At 39.2% G+C, this 19,049-nt stretch carries 10 protein-coding genes; 6 read left to right on the top strand and 4 right to left on the bottom strand.

The window, feature by feature from the left end; genetic code table 11:
- Positions 1-88 precede the first annotated feature (88 nt).
- The 5 genes from BQ5338_RS01175 to tpx all read left to right on the top strand — a co-directional run bounded on the left by BQ5338_RS01175 (position 89) and on the right by tpx (position 12,823).
- Complete coding sequence (locus BQ5338_RS01175) at positions 89-4,264, top strand: hybrid sensor histidine kinase/response regulator transcription factor (protein ID WP_071145009.1); 4,176 nt, start codon at positions 89-91, stop codon at positions 4,262-4,264.
- Between the two features lie 151 nt (positions 4,265-4,415).
- Complete coding sequence (locus tag BQ5338_RS01170; RefSeq protein ID WP_071145008.1) at positions 4,416-7,277, top strand: TIM-barrel domain-containing protein; 2,862 nt, start codon at positions 4,416-4,418, stop codon at positions 7,275-7,277.
- Positions 7,278-7,476: 199 nt separating this feature from the next.
- Positions 7,477-9,921 (top strand): glycoside hydrolase family 2, encoded by a 2,445-nt coding sequence (locus BQ5338_RS01165; protein ID WP_078063401.1) that lies wholly within the window; start codon positions 7,477-7,479, stop codon positions 9,919-9,921.
- Positions 9,922-9,953: 32 nt separating this feature from the next.
- Positions 9,954-12,170 carry a glycoside hydrolase family 3 C-terminal domain-containing protein gene (locus tag BQ5338_RS01160; RefSeq protein WP_071145007.1) on the top strand — a complete coding sequence of 739 codons (2,217 nt, stop codon included), beginning with the start codon at positions 9,954-9,956 and terminating at the stop codon, positions 12,168-12,170.
- A gap of 146 nt (positions 12,171-12,316) precedes the next feature.
- Positions 12,317-12,823 (top strand): thiol peroxidase, encoded by a 507-nt coding sequence (tpx, locus tag BQ5338_RS01155; protein WP_071145006.1) that lies wholly within the window; start codon positions 12,317-12,319, stop codon positions 12,821-12,823.
- Positions 12,824-12,913: 90 nt separating this feature from the next.
- Here the strand turns inward: tpx and BQ5338_RS01150 are convergent, their stop codons facing one another.
- The 4 genes from BQ5338_RS01150 to BQ5338_RS01135 are packed head-to-tail and all read right to left on the bottom strand — an operon-like array spanning position 12,914 to position 17,643.
- A complete protein-coding gene (locus BQ5338_RS01150) occupies positions 12,914-13,552 on the bottom strand; it encodes a DedA family protein (protein ID WP_071145005.1) in 639 nt (212 codons plus the stop codon).
- A 22-nt stretch (positions 13,553-13,574) separates the two neighbouring features.
- On the bottom strand, positions 13,575-15,017 hold the full coding sequence (locus BQ5338_RS01145; RefSeq protein WP_071145004.1) for a tetratricopeptide repeat protein: 1,443 nt from the start codon (positions 15,015-15,017) through the stop codon (positions 13,575-13,577).
- Between the two features lie 33 nt (positions 15,018-15,050).
- Positions 15,051-16,772: a glutamine--tRNA ligase/YqeY domain fusion protein gene (locus tag BQ5338_RS01140; RefSeq protein ID WP_071145003.1), complete on the bottom strand. Its 1,722-nt coding sequence runs from the start codon at positions 16,770-16,772 to the stop codon at positions 15,051-15,053.
- Between the two features lie 58 nt (positions 16,773-16,830).
- A complete protein-coding gene (locus tag BQ5338_RS01135) occupies positions 16,831-17,643 on the bottom strand; it encodes a phosphate ABC transporter substrate-binding protein (RefSeq protein ID WP_071145002.1) in 813 nt (270 codons plus the stop codon).
- A gap of 216 nt (positions 17,644-17,859) precedes the next feature.
- Between BQ5338_RS01135 and pstC the strand changes: the two genes are divergently transcribed.
- Positions 17,860-19,044, top strand: coding sequence for a phosphate ABC transporter permease subunit PstC (gene pstC / locus BQ5338_RS01130; RefSeq protein WP_071145001.1), 1,185 nt, complete (start codon positions 17,860-17,862; stop codon positions 19,042-19,044).
- The last annotated feature ends 5 nt before the right edge of the window (positions 19,045-19,049 follow it).

Below are 19,049 nucleotides of genomic sequence, written 5' to 3'. Positions count from 1 at the left end.
ATAAAATAATAAGAAAGTATTAGCACCTTCTGTTTGAGAAGTGAGGATTTTTCACGATGTTTGCATTCAGCAAATAAATAACCGGATTATGAAAACACCTCTTTTTTATGCTTTCGCCATTTTTATATTGGTGTGTACTCGCTTTGCCAATGCTCAAGAAAACTACATGTTCAAACACTTGGAGACTAAAGATGGATTGTCTCACAATCAGGTAAACTATATTTTTAAAGATAGTAGAGGCTTTATGTGGTTTGCTACAGCTGGAGGACTCAATTGTTTTGATGGATATAATTATAAAGTATATCGTCACAAAGAGCATGAAGCAGGGTCTTTACATGATAATTATGTAGATCATATTCAGGAAGATATTGAGGGAAATTTGTGGATTCATACGGCAACAGGATATGCGTTGTATAACGTTCGTAAAGATATTTTCTTGAGTGACATGCTTCCTGTAATGAGAAAATATGGCATTAACCACATACCTACATTAGTACACATTGATAAGCTTAAGAATTTATGGTTTTATGTTGCCGGAACAGGAGGATTTCAATATAAAGTGGCAGATGGTCAACTTATTACTTATCCTCAGGGAGGGAAAAATGGATTAAGTTCAGCTTTAGTGACTGATATCTCTGAATGTAAGACTGGAGGATTGTTCATTTTTAATGATGGATTGATAGAATGTGTAGATAAGAATGTAGGACGCGTGATAAAACGATATAACCATATACGACTTCATTCGCCAGGTTTTAGATCCAATAAATATTCTTTATTTATTGATTCGGATGAAGATCTTTGGGTGTATTCCAAAGGGGCTTCTGGATTGTGGCTGTTTCATCCGATGCAAGAACGTTGGGAGTGGCTAAATAATAGCGATAACAGTAAGCCTTATCGTTTGTCGAGTAATGTGGTTCAGGATATTGTTGAAGATGCTCATGGAAAGCTCTGGTTGGCTACAGATCATGGTGGCATTGATATTATAGATAAAAAGACTGGCGCGCAGATTAATCTGCAGAATAATATTTCTGATGAGCGTACCCTTTCTCACAACTGCATTAACTGCATTTATTGCGATGATATGAATATTATTTGGGTGGGAACCTATAAAAAGGGTGTTTCATACTATAGTGAGAGTATCTTTAAATTCGGGGTGGAACATCTGTCTTACTTCAAACAGGAAAGTAACTTTGATAGTGACATTACTTTTCTGAAGGAGGGTGCTCATGAAGATCTGTGGATTGGTACAAATGGCAGCGGACTGATTTGTATGAATAGGAATACCGGAAAGAAAGTATTGTATGAACATAAACAAGGTGTACCTTCTTCACCATCGAGTGATATTGTAGTTAGTCTTTGTGCAGCTAGAGATGGGAAATTATGGATTGGAACGTATTTAGGGGGGCTGAATTGTTTTGATGGCCAAACATTTACTCATTATCAACACAATCTGAATGATCCGAATTCATTGGCCAATAATAATGTATGGTCTATTGTTGAAGATGAAAAAGGACTAATTTGGATTGGTATGTTAGGGGGCGGCGTACAATGTTTCAACCCGACTACACGGAAATTTGTGACTTATCGCACAAGGAAGTATCTTAGCTCGGATTACGTCAGTTCTTTGTGTTTAGGCAAAAATGGGGATCTTTATATTGGTACGGCAATAGGAATAACTATTTATCACAAAGATACGCGACGATTTGAACCTTTGATGGGAAATAGGGCCGGCAATCAACGTTTTTCGAGTCTCAACGTAAATCAGGTATATGAAGATAGTCGTGGCCTTCTTTGGATAGCTACGCGTGATGGGCTAAATGCATATGATCAGAAAAATGATCGAATATATGTGATGCATAAGGCCGATGGATTGGTAGATGAGATGATCTCTTCTGTGATTGAAGATAACAATAAAAACATGTGGGTAACTACGGCCAATGGAGTTTCTAATGTTGTTGTAAACACAGATCCAAAGACTGGATATTACAGTTTCTCGTATAATAATTATGATGAGTTGGATGGTTTGCAAAGTAGAGAGTTCAATATACGCTCAATGACTAAAACGCTTCGTGGAGAAATTATAATGGGAGGCGTTAGCGGATTTAACTACTTCTATCCGGATGCGATAGTATACAATAAAATATTGCCTAGAGTCATATTTACGGGATTGACGCTGTTTAATGAGGAAGTGAAGATAGACTCGGTGTATAGTGGGAACCGAATATTGACACAAGCATTGAATCAGACAAAAGAAATAAAATTGGATTATCGGCAGAATATATTTTCTATTTCTTTTTCCGGAATGAATTATATTTTGCCTGAGAAAGCTAAATATGCTTATAAGTTAGAAGGATTTAATTCAGATTGGCTGGTGGTAGACGGGAGTATGCATAAAGTAACGTATACCAGTCTGGCACCAGGCACTTATACGCTTAAAGTAAAGGCTGCTAATAGTGATGGTTATTGGAATGAAGAAGCAGCCATGCTTACAATTGTAATCAGACCCCCTTTGTGGCGTTCAATGTGGGCATACATTATATATGCAATATTATTACTGGGAGCTTTGATCCTAGCTCGCTCAATGATATTACGCGGCGAGCGTAATCGATTTAAAATGCGACAAATGGAATTAGAGGCTGAGCGCAAACACGAACTAGATGACATGAAGCTACGCTTCTTTACCAATATTAGTCACGAACTTCGTACACCGCTTACGTTGATCATTGCTCCAATGGATCATCTAATTAAAAATATCGATAATGAAGAATACCGGCAGAAGTTGGTATTGATGAAAAGAAATGCAATGCGTCTGCTGAATTTGGTGAATGAATTACTTGATTTTCGAAAAAGTGATGTACAAGGAAATAGATTGAATTTGGGAAAAGGAGAGGTTGTGTCGTGCATTCGTGCAACGTGCCAGTCGTTTGCTGAATTATCAAGTAAAAAAACTATTCGACTAAAGTTTATTACTTCTCTAGAAAAGTTAGTGATGGATTTTGATGAGGATAAACTGAACAAGATTATGATGAACTTACTCTCAAATGCATTTAAGTTTACAGATGCAGGGGGACAGGTTACTGTTGTAGTGGGATTGTCAACGGAAGATGGAGCAGTGCCCACTAAGCTCGAGTTGAGAGTGATGGATACGGGTTTGGGTATTAAAGACGAAGACAAAGATCGGATCTTTGAACGATTTTATCAGGTTCAGCATGGTGATGCGCACGATTTTGGTGGAAGTGGCATTGGACTACATATGGTGAAGGAATTTGTGCTGCTTCACCATGGCGACATATCTATATGTGATAATGAAGGTGGTGGAAGTGTTTTTGTAGTCACTATCCCATTGGTTATTGTCCGTTCTATGGAAGAGGTAAAAGACTTAGTAAATTCAACTTTGACCGAAGAGATTATATTAAATGGGGAGGAGGAACATATTTCTTCTATTGAAGAAGAAGAAGGTTTTACAAAAAAACAAACAGAAATTCCGCTGATCTTATTAGTAGACGATAATGATGATTTTCGTTCTTTTATGAAAGAGAGTCTGAAAGTGCACTATCGTATCCGTGAAGCAGGAAACGGTCGGGAAGCATGGATGGTAATACCCGAACTTCAGCCTGATTTAATTATTAGCGACGTGATGATGCCGGAAATGGATGGATGCGAATTATGTCGACTGGTAAAGAATGATGTACGTACATCTCATATACCATTACTTTTACTCACGGCACGTACGGCGGAAGAGCATAAGTTAGAGGGATTAGAGACTGGTGCAGATGATTACATCACTAAACCATTTAACTTTGAAATTTTGTCTCTTCGCATTAAGAAGTTACTTGAAAATAGAGAGAACAGAAGAGAAAAATTTAGTAAACAGATCGATCCGGAACCAAGCGAGATAACAATTACCCCACTGGATGAGAAGTTGATAAGAAAAGCAATTCAATATGTGGAAGATAACATATCGAGAAGTGAACTTTCTGTGGAAGAGTTGAGTAGAGAACTAGGAATGAGTAGAGTGCATTTATACAAGAAGTTGATGCATATTACCGGAAAATCGCCAGTAGAGTTTATACGAACTCTACGTTTGAAACGTGCTGCGCAGTTACTTCGAGAGAGTCAACAAAATGTTTCTGAAATTGCTTATGAAGTAGGTTTCAATAACCCGAAATACTTCAGCAAATACTTTAGAGATGAATTTGGTATGTTGCCTTCTACCTATCTGGCAAACATGAAAAAAGAGCCTGATGAAAAAACGAAAATCTGATTTTTAACAAAGTACACCCTATGATGAAACATACAATAACCCTATGCAAAACAAATGAACCCTGAATAGAACACAAAGAATTGTGTTGGAGTTGTGTTAAAGTTGTATTTTTACGACCATAGAATTTAATCAATTAAATATATAGAGTAAGATGAAGAACACACATCTCTGTTTCTTGGCAGGATTATTATTTGCTTCGTGTGCTTATGCAGGGTATGAGAAAACGACGGATGGCGTAATCGTGAAGTTAAATCAAAAACAATTAACCGATGTAAGATTGGTGAGGTTGGAAGTGGTTAACGATAAGGTAATTCATGTTTCAGCAACTCCTGACAATGCGTTTTCTACAACAAAGAGTTTAATCATCGTACCTTGGCAATCTACAGGGAAATTCTCTGTAGAGGAAAAAGATGGAGTAGTAGTTGTTTCTACGGCTGCACTGCATGCTATGGTGAGCACGGAAACAGGAGAAGTGACATTCACCGATTTAGAAGGGAAGACCATACTTTGTGAGCATAAAGGGGGTGGTAAGAGTTTTACGCCTATTGAAGTGGAAAACACCAAGGGATACGCTATGAGACAGGTGTTTGAATCTACCAACGATGAGGCCTTTTATGGTTTGGGGCAGCACCAATCAGATGAATTTAACTATAAAGGAAAAAACGAGTCGTTGTTCCAATATAATACGAAGGTATCTGTACCTTTTGTTTTGTCCAATAAAAACTACGGTATCTTGTGGGATAATTATTCGCTTAGTCGCTTTGGTGATGAACGAGATTACGCACAACTGAATGAGACATTTACGCTTTATGATGATAAAGGAGTGAAGGGTGGGCTTACAGCTACATATGTACCTGCACCTCAAAGAAAGATGCAGGCGCTTACTCGTTTGGAAGGGGCCATTTGTTATGAAGATATTCAATCAATAAAGAATTTGCCACAAGGTTTTCCTCTTGATGGAGCTAATGTCACTTATCAAGGTGAAATAGAAGCGAAAGAGAGTGGCGATTTTCATTTTCAACTTTATTATGCAGGTTATGTGACGGTCTATGTTAATGATCAGCTGATAGTACCTGAACGTTGGCGTACGGCGTGGAACCCAAATAGCTATAAGTTTACTGTGAAGATGGAAGCGAATAAACGTGTTCCTATACGCATTGAATGGAAACCGGATGGGGTTGTGTCTTATTGTGGACTAAGAGTGCTTTCTCCATTGCCCGAGAAGATACAAAATGAATTGGCTATTTTTAGCGAAATGGGCGATGAGATTGATTATTATTTTGTTTATGGCAAATCAATGGATGAGTTGATTGCCGGATATCGTACACTTACCGGGAAGTCGCAGATAATGCCCAAATGGGCAATGGGCTATTGGCAGAGCCGCGAACGTTATAAAACTCAAGAGGAAATTTTGGGCACGTTAAAAGAATTTCGCCGACGAAAGATTCCAATTGACAATATTATACTTGACTGGAATTACTGGCCCGAAAACGCATGGGGTAGCCATGAATTTGATAAATCTCGTTTTCCCGATCCAAAGGGGATGGTCGACTCTATCCACGCTATGCATGCTAAGATGATGATTTCTGTATGGCCTAAATTTTATATAACGACTGAGCATTATAAAGAATTTAATGACAAAGGATGGATGTATCAGCAGGCTGTGAAAGATAGTATACGCGACTGGGTAGGTCCGGGGTATGTTGGATCTTTTTATGATGCATATAGTGCCGGTGCACGTAAATTGTTCTGGAAACAGATGCAAGATCATCTTTATTCGTTGGGTATTGATTCATGGTGGATGGATGCTAGCGAGCCTAATGTGCGCGACTGCACGGACATGGCGTATCGCAAAAAACTTTGTGGTCCTACAGCATTAGGTCCTTCCACAAAGTATTTCAATACGTATGCACTGATGAATGCGGAAGCTATTTATGACGGGCAACGTGGAGTAGATCCTAATAAGCGTGTGTTCTTACTTACCCGTTCAGGATTTGCTGGACTGCAACGTTACTCTACTGCCACTTGGAGTGGCGACATTGCTACTCGCTGGGAGGATATGAAAGCGCAAATTTCTGCGGGGTTAAATTTTTCAATGAGTGGCATTCCTTATTGGACAATGGATATTGGAGGGTTCTGTGTGGAAAAACGATACGAACAAGGGCAGTACGAATTCAATAAGACGGGTAAGGAAAATGCGGATTATAAGGAATGGCGAGAGTTGAATACTCGTTGGTACCAATTTGGTGCTTTTGCACCCCTCTTTCGTGCACACGGACAATTCCCTTTTCGCGAGATATGGAACATTGCTCCGGAGAACCATCCTGCTTATAAATCAATACTGTATTATACAAAACTTCGCTATAACCTGATGCCGTATATCTATTCTATGGCAGGAATGACGTACTTTAATGACTATACCATTATGAGGGCTCTTGTTATGGATTTTGCGAAAGATACGAAAGTGAATAATATTGGCGATCAATATATGTTTGGACCTGCGTTGATGGTATGTCCTGTATATACGTATGGTGCACGTGAAAGGGAAGTCTATTTTCCAAAAACTTCAGGTTGGTATGACTTCTATACCGGAAAATACATCTCTGGCGGTCAGCAATTGAAAGTACAGGCACCCTATGAGCGTATTCCACTTTATGCACGTGAAGGAGCTATCATTCCATACGGACCAGATATGCAGTATAGCGATGAAAAGCCGGCGGATAAGATAACGTTGTATGTGTATGCCGGACAAGACGGTTCGTTTACTTTGTATGAGGATGAAGGTGTAAATTATAACTATGAGAAAGGTAAATATGCCACCATTCCCTTTACTTATGATGAAGCTACTCATTCGCTGACTATTGGAGAACGGCAGGGTCAATTTTCCGGAATGCTTAAGGAGCGTTCATTTAATGTGGTGCTGATCAGCAAAACAAATCCACAGGCTTTTAATCTGAATGTAAAGGGTCAAGTAGTGAAGTACAACGGCACAAAAACGAGTGTGAAACTTTAAAAAGAGAATGATGAGCATACAGAATCCTTCAGATGGCAGTCTTTTTAAGCAGAAAGTTATCAGCTTTTCGGAGAATCATCTTGGCTTTTATAAAAACAATCTTGGATGGATTTCAAAATCGGCAGCTATAATAACTCTTTTATTAGCTATTGGGTCGACTTTATTATTATCATTTCTGTTTACGGCATGTGCTTCTTCTATGGTGGTTCGTGAGCGGGTGAGCTTTAATAACGAATGGAAATTTCATCTTGGGGATACTCAGGAAGCTTCTAATCCAATGTTTGATGATTCACAATGGCGAAAGTTGACTCTTCCTCACGACTGGTCAATAGAGGGCCAATTCGATGAAAAGAATCCTGCCGGATGCGGTGGTGGTGCTCTGCCTGGAGGCATTGGCTGGTATCGTAAATCATTTGTTCCCGATGCCTCTATGGCTGGTAAGAAAGTCTATATTGATTTTGATGGAGTATATATGAATGCCGAGGTATTTATTAATGGTATTTCATTAGGTACGCGTCCTTATGGGTATATTTCTTTTCGCCACGACCTTACTCCTTACATCAAACAGGGGGAGAAGAATGTACTAGCAGTGCGTGTGGACAATAGCGAACAACCTAATTCACGTTGGTACAGTGGCTCAGGTATCTATCGCAACGTTTGGCTCACAATAACAAATGATGTGCATGTCGACCTTTGGGGAACATATGTGACTACTCCTTCGGTAAGCACAGAAGCTGCTACAGTAACTGTTGCAACGAAAGTGCGGAATGATTCAAAAAAGCTTGTTAATGCCGAACTTATATCCATACTTTGTGATAGCAATGAGAGAGAAATAACGCGGACCGTTTCTGCTTCAGTAACTATCAAGAAACAATCTACGACAGAAATAAAGCAAGATATCTTAGTAAGAAAACCTGTTCTTTGGGAAGTGGATAACCCGTATCTCTATACGTTGAGAACAGAGATAAAGGTTGATGGGAAGGTCGTAGATGATTATAAAACTCCGATAGGTATTCGCAATTTCTCTTTTGATGCAAAGAAGGGCTTTATCTTGAATGGCAAACGACTTAAGATTAAGGGAGTTTGTCAACACCATGATATGGGATGCTTAGGTGCAGCAGTAAATGTGCGGGCTATGGAGCGTCAGTTGGAAATTCTACGTGATATGGGTTGTAACTCTATTCGTTGCAGTCATAATCCACCTGCACCTGAACTGCTTGATCTCTGCGATCGCATGGGCTTTATTGTGATGGATGAAACTTTTGACATGTGGAGAAAGAGAAAGACGACATATGATTATTCTCGCTACTTTAATGAGTGGCACGAACGTGATCTGACAGATCACATCACCAGAGATCGTAATCATCCATCCATCTTTATGTGGAGTATTGGTAACGAGGTGTTGGAACAATGGACAAACGCTGATGCAGATACACTCGATATTCAGGCAGCAAATCTTTTATTGAATATGAAGCGTGATCCTAATACTCTGGCTACCGATGGAAAGCAGATGAGCATAAATTCACTGTTAACTAAAAAGCTGGCGGATATGGTTAAACAACTCGACCCAACACGGCCGGTAACTGCAGGCAATAATGAACCGGACCCTAATAACCATTTGTTTCGTTCGGGCGCATTGGATATTATTGGATTCAATTATCATGAAACGTATTTTAAGGATGTTCCTAAGAACTTCCCTAATAAACCTTTTATCGTAACAGAAGCTACGTCGGCATTGATGACACGCGGATATTACCGTATGCCAAGTGATTCTATGTATATATGGCCTGTTCGTTGGGATATGCCGTTTCATGATGATAGTTATTCTTGTTCATCTTACGACAATTGTCATGCTCCATGGGGTACAACGCACGAAGATGTTTGGCGTCTAGTGAAGAACAATGATTTTATCAGTGGGTTGTATGTTTGGACAGGCTTTGATTATATTGGGGAGCCGACTCCTTTTTGGTGGCCGGCTCATAGTTCTTATTTTGGGATCATAGATCTTGCTGGATTTCCAAAAGATGTTTATTATATGTATCAAAGTGAATGGGCGGATAAGAATGTACTTCATCTATTTCCACATTGGAATTGGAAAAAGGGGCAAACAGTAGATTTGTGGGCTTATTATAATAATGCCGATGAGGTAGAATTGTTCATAAATGGTAAGTCTCAGGGAGTAAAGAGAAAAGCAAAGGATGTCTATCATGTGAACTGGAGAGTTGTTTATGAACCTGGAACGGTAAAGGTTGTTTCTCGTAAAGCCGGAAAAGAAGTGCTAATTCGTGAAATTCATACGGCTGGTGATCCTGCTCAATTGCGATTGACAGCTGATCGTAAAACGATTACTGCTGATGGAAAGGATCTTAGTTTTGTAACAGTGGAGGTACTTGATAAGAAGGGTAATCTTTGTCCGGAAGCTGATAATCTAGTTAACTTTAACATAAGTGGCTCAGCTTTTATAGCTGGAGTGGACAATGGTAGTCCGACTTCTTTGGAGAGTTTCAAAGCACCACAGCGAAAAGCCTTTTATGGCAAATGCTTGGTGGTTTTACAAAATAATGGAGAAAAAGGACGGATTGAGCTAAAAGCAGTTTCGGAAGGTTTACCTGAATCAACAATTATGCTCAATGCAAGTAAATGAAAGTGGGAAATTGACTTAATAATATTATACTAATGAAAAAACAACTGATCACAGTGTTTGTTATGGCAATTCTATTTGCTTTGCCAGGTAAAGCACAAAAGCCGGTATATCTGGATGATACGAAATCGATAGAAGATAGAGTTAAAGATGCGCTTAGTCGCATGACTCTGGAAGAGAAAGTGAAACTTTGTCATGCTCAAAGTAAATTTAGTACTTCGGGAGTTCCTCGTTTGGGAATACCCGAATTATGGATGAGCGATGGTCCGCATGGGGTACGTGAAGAGATTTTGTGGAATTCTTGGGGAGTGGCCAGCTGGACGAACGATTCATGTACGGCATTTCCGGCATTAACTTGTTTGGCGGCCACATGGAATCCTAATATGTCTGCTATCTACGGAAAAGCTATTGGTGAGGAGGCACGTTATCGGAAGAAAGATGTATTACTTGGCCCTGGGGTGAATATGTATCGTACTCCACTTAATGGACGTAATTTTGAATATATGGGTGAGGATCCTTTCCTCGCATCGACGATGGTAGTTCCTTATATTCAAGAAGTTCAAAAGAATGGGGTATCGGCCTGCGTGAAGCACTACGCACTTAATAATCAAGAAATATGGCGTGGACATATTAATGTAGAGCTGAGTGATCGTGCTTTGTACGAAATCTACTTGCCTGCTTTTAAGGCAGCTGTTCAAAAAGGAGGCGTGTGGAGTATTATGGGTTCATATAACAAAGTACGTGGCCAGCATGCCTGTCATAGTGAGCTATTACTACAGAATATATTAAAAGGGCAATGGGGATTTGATGGTGCCGTGATCACTGATTGGGGAGGTGCACACGATACTCGTGAGGCTGCGCTCAATGGTCTGGATATTGAGATGGGTTCGTTCACCAATGGCTTGACCTCCGAATCGGTGTTTACCTATGATGATTATTACTTAGCAAAGGCTTATCTAAAGATGCTTAAAGAAGGTAAAGTGCCTATGTCTACCATTGATGATAAAGCTAGTCGTGTTTTGCGATTAATCTTCCGTACGTCAATGAATAGTAAGAAGCCATGGGGTTCATTCACTTCAGAAGAGCATTACAAGGTTTCTCGTACAGTAGCCGAAGAGGGTATCGTGTTATTGAAGAATGATCCGCTTTCTAAAAAAATACCAGCATTGCTTCCTTTGGATGGAGCAAAATATCATAAAATATTGGTGGTGGGAGAGAATGCTACTCGCCGGTTGACCGAAGGTGGAGGCTCTTCTGTTTTGAAAGTAAAAAAAGAAGTTTCTCCTTTAGTTGGTTTGCTGGCTAAGTATGGCGATAAGGTGGTTTATACTAAAGGATATGAGTCTGGCCGGGTGATGTATGAGAATATAGATAAGATTCCTGCTTCAGTAGTTGATTCTCTTCGTGCAGAGGCTATTAAACAAGCAATGGATGCTGATGTAGTGATTTACATTGGCGGGCTAAATAAAAATCATCTGCAAGACTGTGAAGCGGGAGACCGTGACAGTTATGCACTTCCTTTCGGGCAGAATGAACTAATCAATGGCTTGTTGAAAGTAAATAAGAAGATGGTGATGGTCCTCATAAGTGGTAATGCTGTAGAGATGCCTTGGGTGAAAGACGTTTCTTCTATTTTGCAGGCTTGGTACTTAGGATCTGAGTCGGGTAATGCTATTGCCAATGTCTTGAGTGGAGAGGTTAATCCTAGTGGTAAGCTACCCTTCTCTTTTCCTGTGAAATTAAAAGATAATGCAGCACACTCTTTCGGAGAGATATGTTATCCTGGTGATAGCATTAATGAGGAATATAAGGAGGATATTCTAGTAGGATACCGTTGGCATGATACTAAAAAGATTCCTGCTTTGTTCTCTTTTGGCCATGGATTGAGTTATACGAATTTTAGTTATGGGAAAGCGATTATTTCGGATAAGGCAATGGCCGAAGGTGATTCGCTTGTAGTGACTATTCTGGTGAAGAATACAGGAAAAATAGCAGGTAAAGAAGTTGTTCAACTTTATATTGGAGATGAAAAGTGCACTCTTGTCCGCCCGTTGAAAGAACTTAAAGGATTCAAAAAGATTGCTTTACAACCTGGTGAAGAGACAGTGGTGAATTTCACAATAACTGCTGATGATCTGAAGTTTTATAATGACCAAGCTAGCAAATGGATCGCTGAGGCTGGTAAGTTCAAAGTATATATAGGTTCTTCATCTACTGATATCCGCTCTAAGATAGAATTCTCGCTGCAATAAATAAGATGTCTGTATTAGTGCTCCCTTCGGCCTTTCAGGTCGGAGGGATTGTTTTTTTGTAGTCATTCCTTTTGAACTTATTTGAAGTGAGTTTGTTTCTTTTATAAATCAAATAAATTTTTAAAATATAAATTATAGATTGAATTATGGCAACAACAAATTTTAAAGGACAACCGGTAAAGATTAGTGGTGAATTTATTAAAGTAGGAGCGTTAGCTCCTGATTTTTCATTGACTAAAACAGATTTATCTGCGTTGTCTTTAAGCGAATTGAAAGGTAAAAATGTAATATTGAATATTTTCCCAAGTTTGGATACGAGTGTTTGTGCTACATCAGTACGTCAGTTTAATAAATTGGCATCTTCTTTACCTGATACAGTAGTATTGGCAATCTCTAAAGATTTGCCTTTTGCACACGGACGCTTTTGTAGCACTGAGGGAATAACCAATGTAGTTGCATTATCTGACTTTCGCCCATCCGACTTTGCCGATAATTATGGACTACTGATGACTGATGGACCTTTATATGGACTATTGGCACGTGCAGTTGTTGTGCTTGATAAAGACGGCAAGGTGGTGTATACAGAACTAGTACCAGAGATTACTCAAGAGCCTGATTATGAAAAAGCGTTATCTGCGGTGCTTGGTAAGTAAGTGATTAATATTGTAGATTCTCAAAACAAACGGTTAGCAAGAACAGGCCTTGCTAACCGTTTTATTTTTATACTATGTTTGAGTCTGTTTCTACTTTTTCTTCATCCCTTTATAAATCACAAAGATCACAATAAAGAGTGCAATGCCAATAAAAATATAACCTAGCTCATGGCTGTATTTCGTAACTCTTTCCAATAATTCTTGTTCTGTCTTGATGCCTGGAACACTGGCAAGGTAGTAGCCAATAGCTCCTAAAATACTGTTCCAAATGAGCGCTCCCAGTGTAGTATAAAGTAAAAAAGTACTCAGCTTCATGCGCGCTAACCCTGCAGGGATTGAAATGAGCTGGCGGACAGCAGGAATTAATCTTCCAATGAAAGTAGACAGTGCACCGTGCTTATCGAAGTAAACCTCAGCGTGCTCTATTTTTGTCTGATCAATAAGGCACATGTGTCCAAAACGACTGTTGGCAAATTTATAAATAATGGGGCGTCCCAGCCACCTAGCCAGATAGTAGTTTATTATGGCCCCGATATTGGCTCCTATGGTGGCAAACATGATGACCAAATAGATATTCAGTTCTTTTCCAATGGCTGCTTTATAGGCTGCTGGAGGAATAACTACCTCAGAAGGAAATGGAATGAAGGAGCTTTCTATAGCCATCAATAATGTAATGGTCCAATAATTTAGATGATCAAGACACCATTGTATAAAAGTAACTGATTCCATAATTCAAAATTTAATTGATACTCTATTTCATTTTTCTATCTAAATCATTCAAAATAGAATTGATTAGAGATATAATTTCTGATTTGTCATCTTCTGTTTCGTAGCCTAGTATGCTATATATATCTGACATTTTAAGAGGCTCATTTGACAAATTATTATGTATATCGAAATTCACAACATCTTTCAGCATTAAGTAGGCACATGCAAGATATTGCTCAATATCGTCAAATTGAGGATCTAACTCTTTTATTTCCGTAAAGATGATTTTTGCCCATTCATATTTCTCTGCTTTGAAACAATGCAATCCAATTTCGTACTTTGCATCGACAAGCACTTTAGCTTCGGGTTTATTTTCCAGATTAAAGTTCCATTGTTTCCATGCTTTCTCGTCTTCTCCTCTTTGTAAGTATACTATTCCAAGGCTTACATCGAGATCAATCTCATCAGGGAATAACTCCTTCGCTTTTTCAGCTAGTTCGTAGGCCTCATCATAAGATTCCATCTTTGTAAGGCAATACACTGCATTTTTATATAATTCGCAGAGTAAGAAATTATCTTCAATAACGCAGATTTCTAATGCTTTGCTGTATTCATTATAAGCTTCTTCCCATTGCTCCATTTCCATAAACATTGTTCCGGCTAAGGAATATGTGTATTCTTTAGGTAAAGGTAACTCGTTTAATACTTCATTAAATAGCGTACTCGATTCCTCCAACTCTCCCATGAGTTTTAAGCAAATGCTTCTTCTGATTTTGGCATCTTGATTATCGGGTTCAATTGCTAAGGCAAAATCAGCAGCTTCTAACCCCTTACTGTACTCTTTCATATTTGTATATATGGTCGAAAGAGTCATCCAGCATTCAATGTTGTATGGATGTATATCTAATAATTTATTGCACCATTTGGCTGCTAAATCGTATTGGTTGCTGGAAACATAACAATTGAGTAATGAGCTAGCAAAATCGTCATAGTCTTTTTTGTCGACTGTCTCAGGATTTACCATTTCAATCATTGGCTCTAGTGTAGAAAGAGCCTCTTTGATATACCCTTTTTCACTGTAGAGATCTGATATTTCAAGAACTGTTTCTAAGTCTTCTTTATCTTCCAGACTATCAAATATTTCATTGGCTTCATTTAATCTACCCGTTTTCAGTAGTAACTCAGCCTTCAGCATCTTATAATCTTTGGAGTATGTTTCATTAATACTGTTCAGTATCATTTCGGCTTGCTCCATTTGCTCCCTATCTATATAAATATAGGCTTTCTCTATCAAGAGTTCTGTATTATCCGGATGAAAAATTAAGCCATAATCTATAACAGATAGAGCTTTTTCATCTTCTTTTTCATCACTGTATACGTTTGCTATATCAATTATTTGTTCTGTTTCAAAATAGACACTTTTGTTTTCTCCCTTCATCTTTTCGTATCGAAGGATTAGTTCTTGAACTTGCTTCTCGTCGTTCATCGAAATATTTATTTATTCTCTGTTTTTTCGCAATTATTTTTGCGGATTATGATTAATTTTCCCCCAAGTATCTTTTAAACCGACTGTGCGATTGAATATGAGCTTTTCGGGTGTTGATTCCTTATCGATATTGAAATAACCGATACGTTGAAATTGAAGATAAGAATAGGGCTTTAGTTCACTCAGATACTTCTCTACATAACAGTTAGTCAATACTTTCAGGGATTCAGGGTTTAATAGTTCACGGAAGTCGGAATCAACTTCTGCACCCGGATTTTCTATCTTAAACAATCGATCGTATAGTCGAACTTCTGCAGGCAGGCAGTGAGAGCAGCTTACCCAATGCAGCGTACCTTTCACTTTGCGATTACTCTCGGGCATACCACTTCGGGTGTGAGGATCATATTCACAATAAACCTCAGTTATCTCGCCGTTTTCATCTTTCTTGCATCCAGTGCACTTCACAATATATGCATTTTTTAGACGCACTTCTTGTCCGGGAGTCATTCTGAAGAACTTCTTAGGGGCATCTTCCATGAAGTCTTCACGTTCCATCCAAAGCTCGCGACCAAATTGAATATGGTGCATGCCCGAATTTTGATCTTCAGGGTTATTGATGGCTTCCATTTCTTCCACTTGTCCTTCCGGATAATTAGTGATGATAAGCTTTACCGGATTCAGTACAGCAGAAACACGAGTAGCGCGCGTGTTTAGGTCTTCACGTAGAGCTGCTTCGAGCAATGATACATCATTTAATGCTTCATATTTCGTGTAACCGATCATATCAATAAACTTTCGGATAGATTCAGGAGAATAACCTCGTCGGCGATATCCACAAATGGTCGGCATACGTGGATCATCCCATCCGTTCACTAATCCTTCTTTAACTAGTGTGAGTAATTTTCGCTTACTCATTACTGTATATGTCAGGTTTAAACGGTTGAATTCCATTTGTCGGGGACGATATCCAGCCTCTCCGGCCAGAGACGTTTCTTTTAATTCGTTTACAAAGTAGTCGTATAAGGGGCGGTGGACTTCAAACTCGAGTGTACAGATGGAGTGAGTGACACCTTCGAAATAATCACTTTGTCCATGGGCAAAATCGTACATGGGATAAGCTTTCCATGCATCACCTGTGCGATGGTGTGGATGCTTGATTACCCGATAGATGATAGGGTCTCGAAAGTGCATATTCGGGTTGGCCATATCTATTTTGGCACGTAGCACCATTGCACCTTCTTCAATTTCTCCTGTATTCATCTTATTGAAAAGTGCCAGACTCTCCTCCATCGGACGATTCCGATAAGGGCTTTCAGTACCGGCCTGTGTAGGAGTACCTTTTTGTTTGGCTATCTCTTCAGCATTTTGTTCGTCTATATATGCTTTACCTTGTTTTATAAGTTCCACGGCAAAGTCCCATACTTGTTGAAAGTAGTCGGAAGCATAATAGATGTTTTCCCACTGGAATCCCATCCACTGAATATCTTCCATAATAGAGTCTACATATTCAGTATCCTCCTTTACCGGATTAGTATCATCGAAACGTAGATTGCATATTCCTCCATATTTTTTTGCCACGCCGAAATCCATGCAAATAGCTTTGGCATGACCGATATGGAGATATCCATTGGGTTCAGGAGGAAATCGGGTCTGTATCTTTCCTGCATTTTTCCCTTCTTTTATATCACTTTCTATAGCTTGCTCGATAAAATTAAGGCTCTTCTTTTCGCCCGATTCTTCTTTAATATCTGTCATGATGGCATGTGTTTACTTAATTTAAAGCCACAAAAATATGACATTTTTTTATGATAACCTAGTGCACCGGAATATATCCGCTCTTTTTTATAATCTCCTGTCCTTCGGGCGAAAGAACAAAGTTTATAAAAGGGTCTACTAGCTGTTTGTTATGGCTGTTGTAGTAGAAAAACAGAGGTCGTACAATGGGGTATAATTTTCGTGTTGCATTCTCTACCGAAGGGCCTACAAAATTCTTACCATCGTAAGATACTTGTATTGCTTTCACTCTAGGCGAAAGATAAGCCAATCCTACGTATCCAATTGCTCCTTTCGTCTGGCTCACCGATTGAATGATGGCTCCTGTGGCAGGCATAGAAAGACTACTGCTCATATAATTTTTATTTTTGAGCACGTTTTCTTTGAAGAATTCATAAGTACCCGAAGAAGTTTCGCGTGAATAGACCACTATCTTACGATCATCGCCTCCTACTTGCATCCAATTGGTTACTTTTCCCCTAAATATAGCTTCCAATTGGGCTCTTGTAAGTCGTCTTACAGGATTTGACGGGTGCACAACCACTGCCAAGGCATCATAGGCAATGATCACTTCTGTCGCATTCTGCTGAGCCTTTCTGAGTTTCATTTTTTCGCTAAATTTTATTTCCCGGGAAGCCATGGCAATATCCGTTGTGTTATCTAGTAAAGCTGATATCCCTACACCGCTACCTCCTCCGGTAACAGTGACTCTGGCTTCAGGGTGAAGTTTCATGTAGCGTTCGGCTGTTTGCTGAGAGACAGGTAACACTGTATCACTCCCTTTTATTCGTTGCGCCTGAGCTGCAATAGCATAAATGGAAAATACAAGTACAAAGAGATTTTTTGCTTTCATACAATTAATAAAAAAAGTTTATTATTATTATTATCATAAAATATCGGGCGAAATAGTTTTGTGCAAATCTCGGAAACTAATATTGCATTTAGGTTACAAAAGTACCGTAATTCGCACTTGTAATCTAAATGTAATACATCTGAAACAATTCCTTCAACTCAAAGACATACCATCTTAATGACTACTAGGTTTCTTTGCATCATCAAATAATAAGGTATGAAGAAGTTTTTAGAGAAAATAATCGCAGGCATACTTACGTGTAGCGGCTTTGTAACAAGTATTACCATCGTGTTGATTATCTTATTCCTGTTTACAGAAGCATTTGGCTTGTTTAGCGGTAAGGTGATTGAAGATGGATATGTGTTAGCCCTAAACAAAGCTACTGCAGTAAGCAAGTTGAATTCGGCTCAGATAAAGGGAGTGTTCGACGAAGAAATAACTAATTGGAAACAGTTGGGTGGGAGAGACTTGCCCATTAAAGTTTTTAGGTTGGAAGACATTACCCATTATTATACAGAAGCAGAGTTAGGTGAAGCTTATGAACATGCAGGAACTAAAATTAGCGAGTTGGTTGAGAAAACACCGGGAATCATTGCTTTTGTTCCTTCTCAGTTTATTGTTGAAGGTAGTAACATACATTTAATTAAGGATAATACGATATCTCTTACAGATGTATTAGCGGGAACAGAATGGTTTCCGACAGCTACTCCGGCGCCACAATTTGGTTTTCTGCCCTTGATAACGGGAACTTTATGGGTTAGTCTTTTTGCCATATTAATAGCTTTACCATTTGGCTTGTCTGTATCAATTTATATGTCCGAGGTTGCTGCACCTCGTACGCGCAATATTCTTAAACCTGTTATAGAATTACTCAGTGGTATTCCCTCTGTGGTCTATGGCTTTTTTGGACTCATAGTTATTGTGCCGTTCATACAGAAACTTTTTGATCTGCCTGTAGGTGAAACCGGACTGGCTGGTAGTGTGGTGCTTGCTATTATGGCTCTGCCTACCATTATTACTGTTACAGAAGATGCTATGCGCAATTGCCCTCGTGCTATGCGCGAAGCCAGTCTGGCTCTTGGTGCTTCTCAGTGGCAGACTATTTATAAAGTAGTCATCCCATATTCTATTTCAGGCATTACGTCGGGAGTGGTGTTGGGTGTTGGTCGTGCCATAGGCGAAACAATGGCAGTACTGATGGTGACGGGGAATGCTGCTGTAATCCCCACCACTATTCTCGAACCTTTGCGAACCATTCCCGCCACGATTGCGGCCGAATTGGGAGAAGCTCCTGCCGGGGGAACACACTATCAGGCTTTGTTCTTGCTCGGTGTAGTGCTGTTTTTCATTACTTTGATTATTAATTTTAGTGTCGAAGCTATTTCTTCAAAGAGAAAATAAAATAT

This window comes from Bacteroides ihuae (assembly GCF_900104585.1).
GTDB classification, from domain to species: Bacteria; Bacteroidota; Bacteroidia; order Bacteroidales; family Bacteroidaceae; genus Bacteroides; species Bacteroides ihuae.
The sequence above is the reverse complement of the archived record's forward strand: the minus strand, read 5'-3'. Positions and strand labels throughout refer to the sequence as shown.

What these genes read in the sequence shown, in the direction of transcription:
- BQ5338_RS01175 (WP_071145009.1), top strand. Translation starts at nt 89, where the DNA reads ATGAAAACACCTCTTTTTTATGCTTTCGCCATTTTTATATTGGTGTGT.
- BQ5338_RS01170 (WP_071145008.1), top strand. Translation starts at nt 4,416, where the DNA reads ATGAAGAACACACATCTCTGTTTCTTGGCAGGATTATTATTTGCTTCG.
- BQ5338_RS01165 (WP_078063401.1), top strand. Translation starts at nt 7,477, where the DNA reads ATGGTGGTTCGTGAGCGGGTGAGCTTTAATAACGAATGGAAATTTCAT.
- BQ5338_RS01160 (WP_071145007.1), top strand. Translation starts at nt 9,954, where the DNA reads ATGAAAAAACAACTGATCACAGTGTTTGTTATGGCAATTCTATTTGCT.
- tpx (WP_071145006.1), top strand. Translation starts at nt 12,317, where the DNA reads ATGGCAACAACAAATTTTAAAGGACAACCGGTAAAGATTAGTGGTGAA.
- BQ5338_RS01150 (WP_071145005.1), bottom strand. Translation starts at nt 13,552, where the DNA reads ATGGAATCAGTTACTTTTATACAATGGTGTCTTGATCATCTAAATTAT.
- BQ5338_RS01145 (WP_071145004.1), bottom strand. Translation starts at nt 15,017, where the DNA reads ATGAACGACGAGAAGCAAGTTCAAGAACTAATCCTTCGATACGAAAAG.
- BQ5338_RS01140 (WP_071145003.1), bottom strand. Translation starts at nt 16,772, where the DNA reads ATGACAGATATTAAAGAAGAATCGGGCGAAAAGAAGAGCCTTAATTTT.
- BQ5338_RS01135 (WP_071145002.1), bottom strand. Translation starts at nt 17,643, where the DNA reads ATGAAAGCAAAAAATCTCTTTGTACTTGTATTTTCCATTTATGCTATT.
- pstC (WP_071145001.1), top strand. Translation starts at nt 17,860, where the DNA reads ATGAAGAAGTTTTTAGAGAAAATAATCGCAGGCATACTTACGTGTAGC.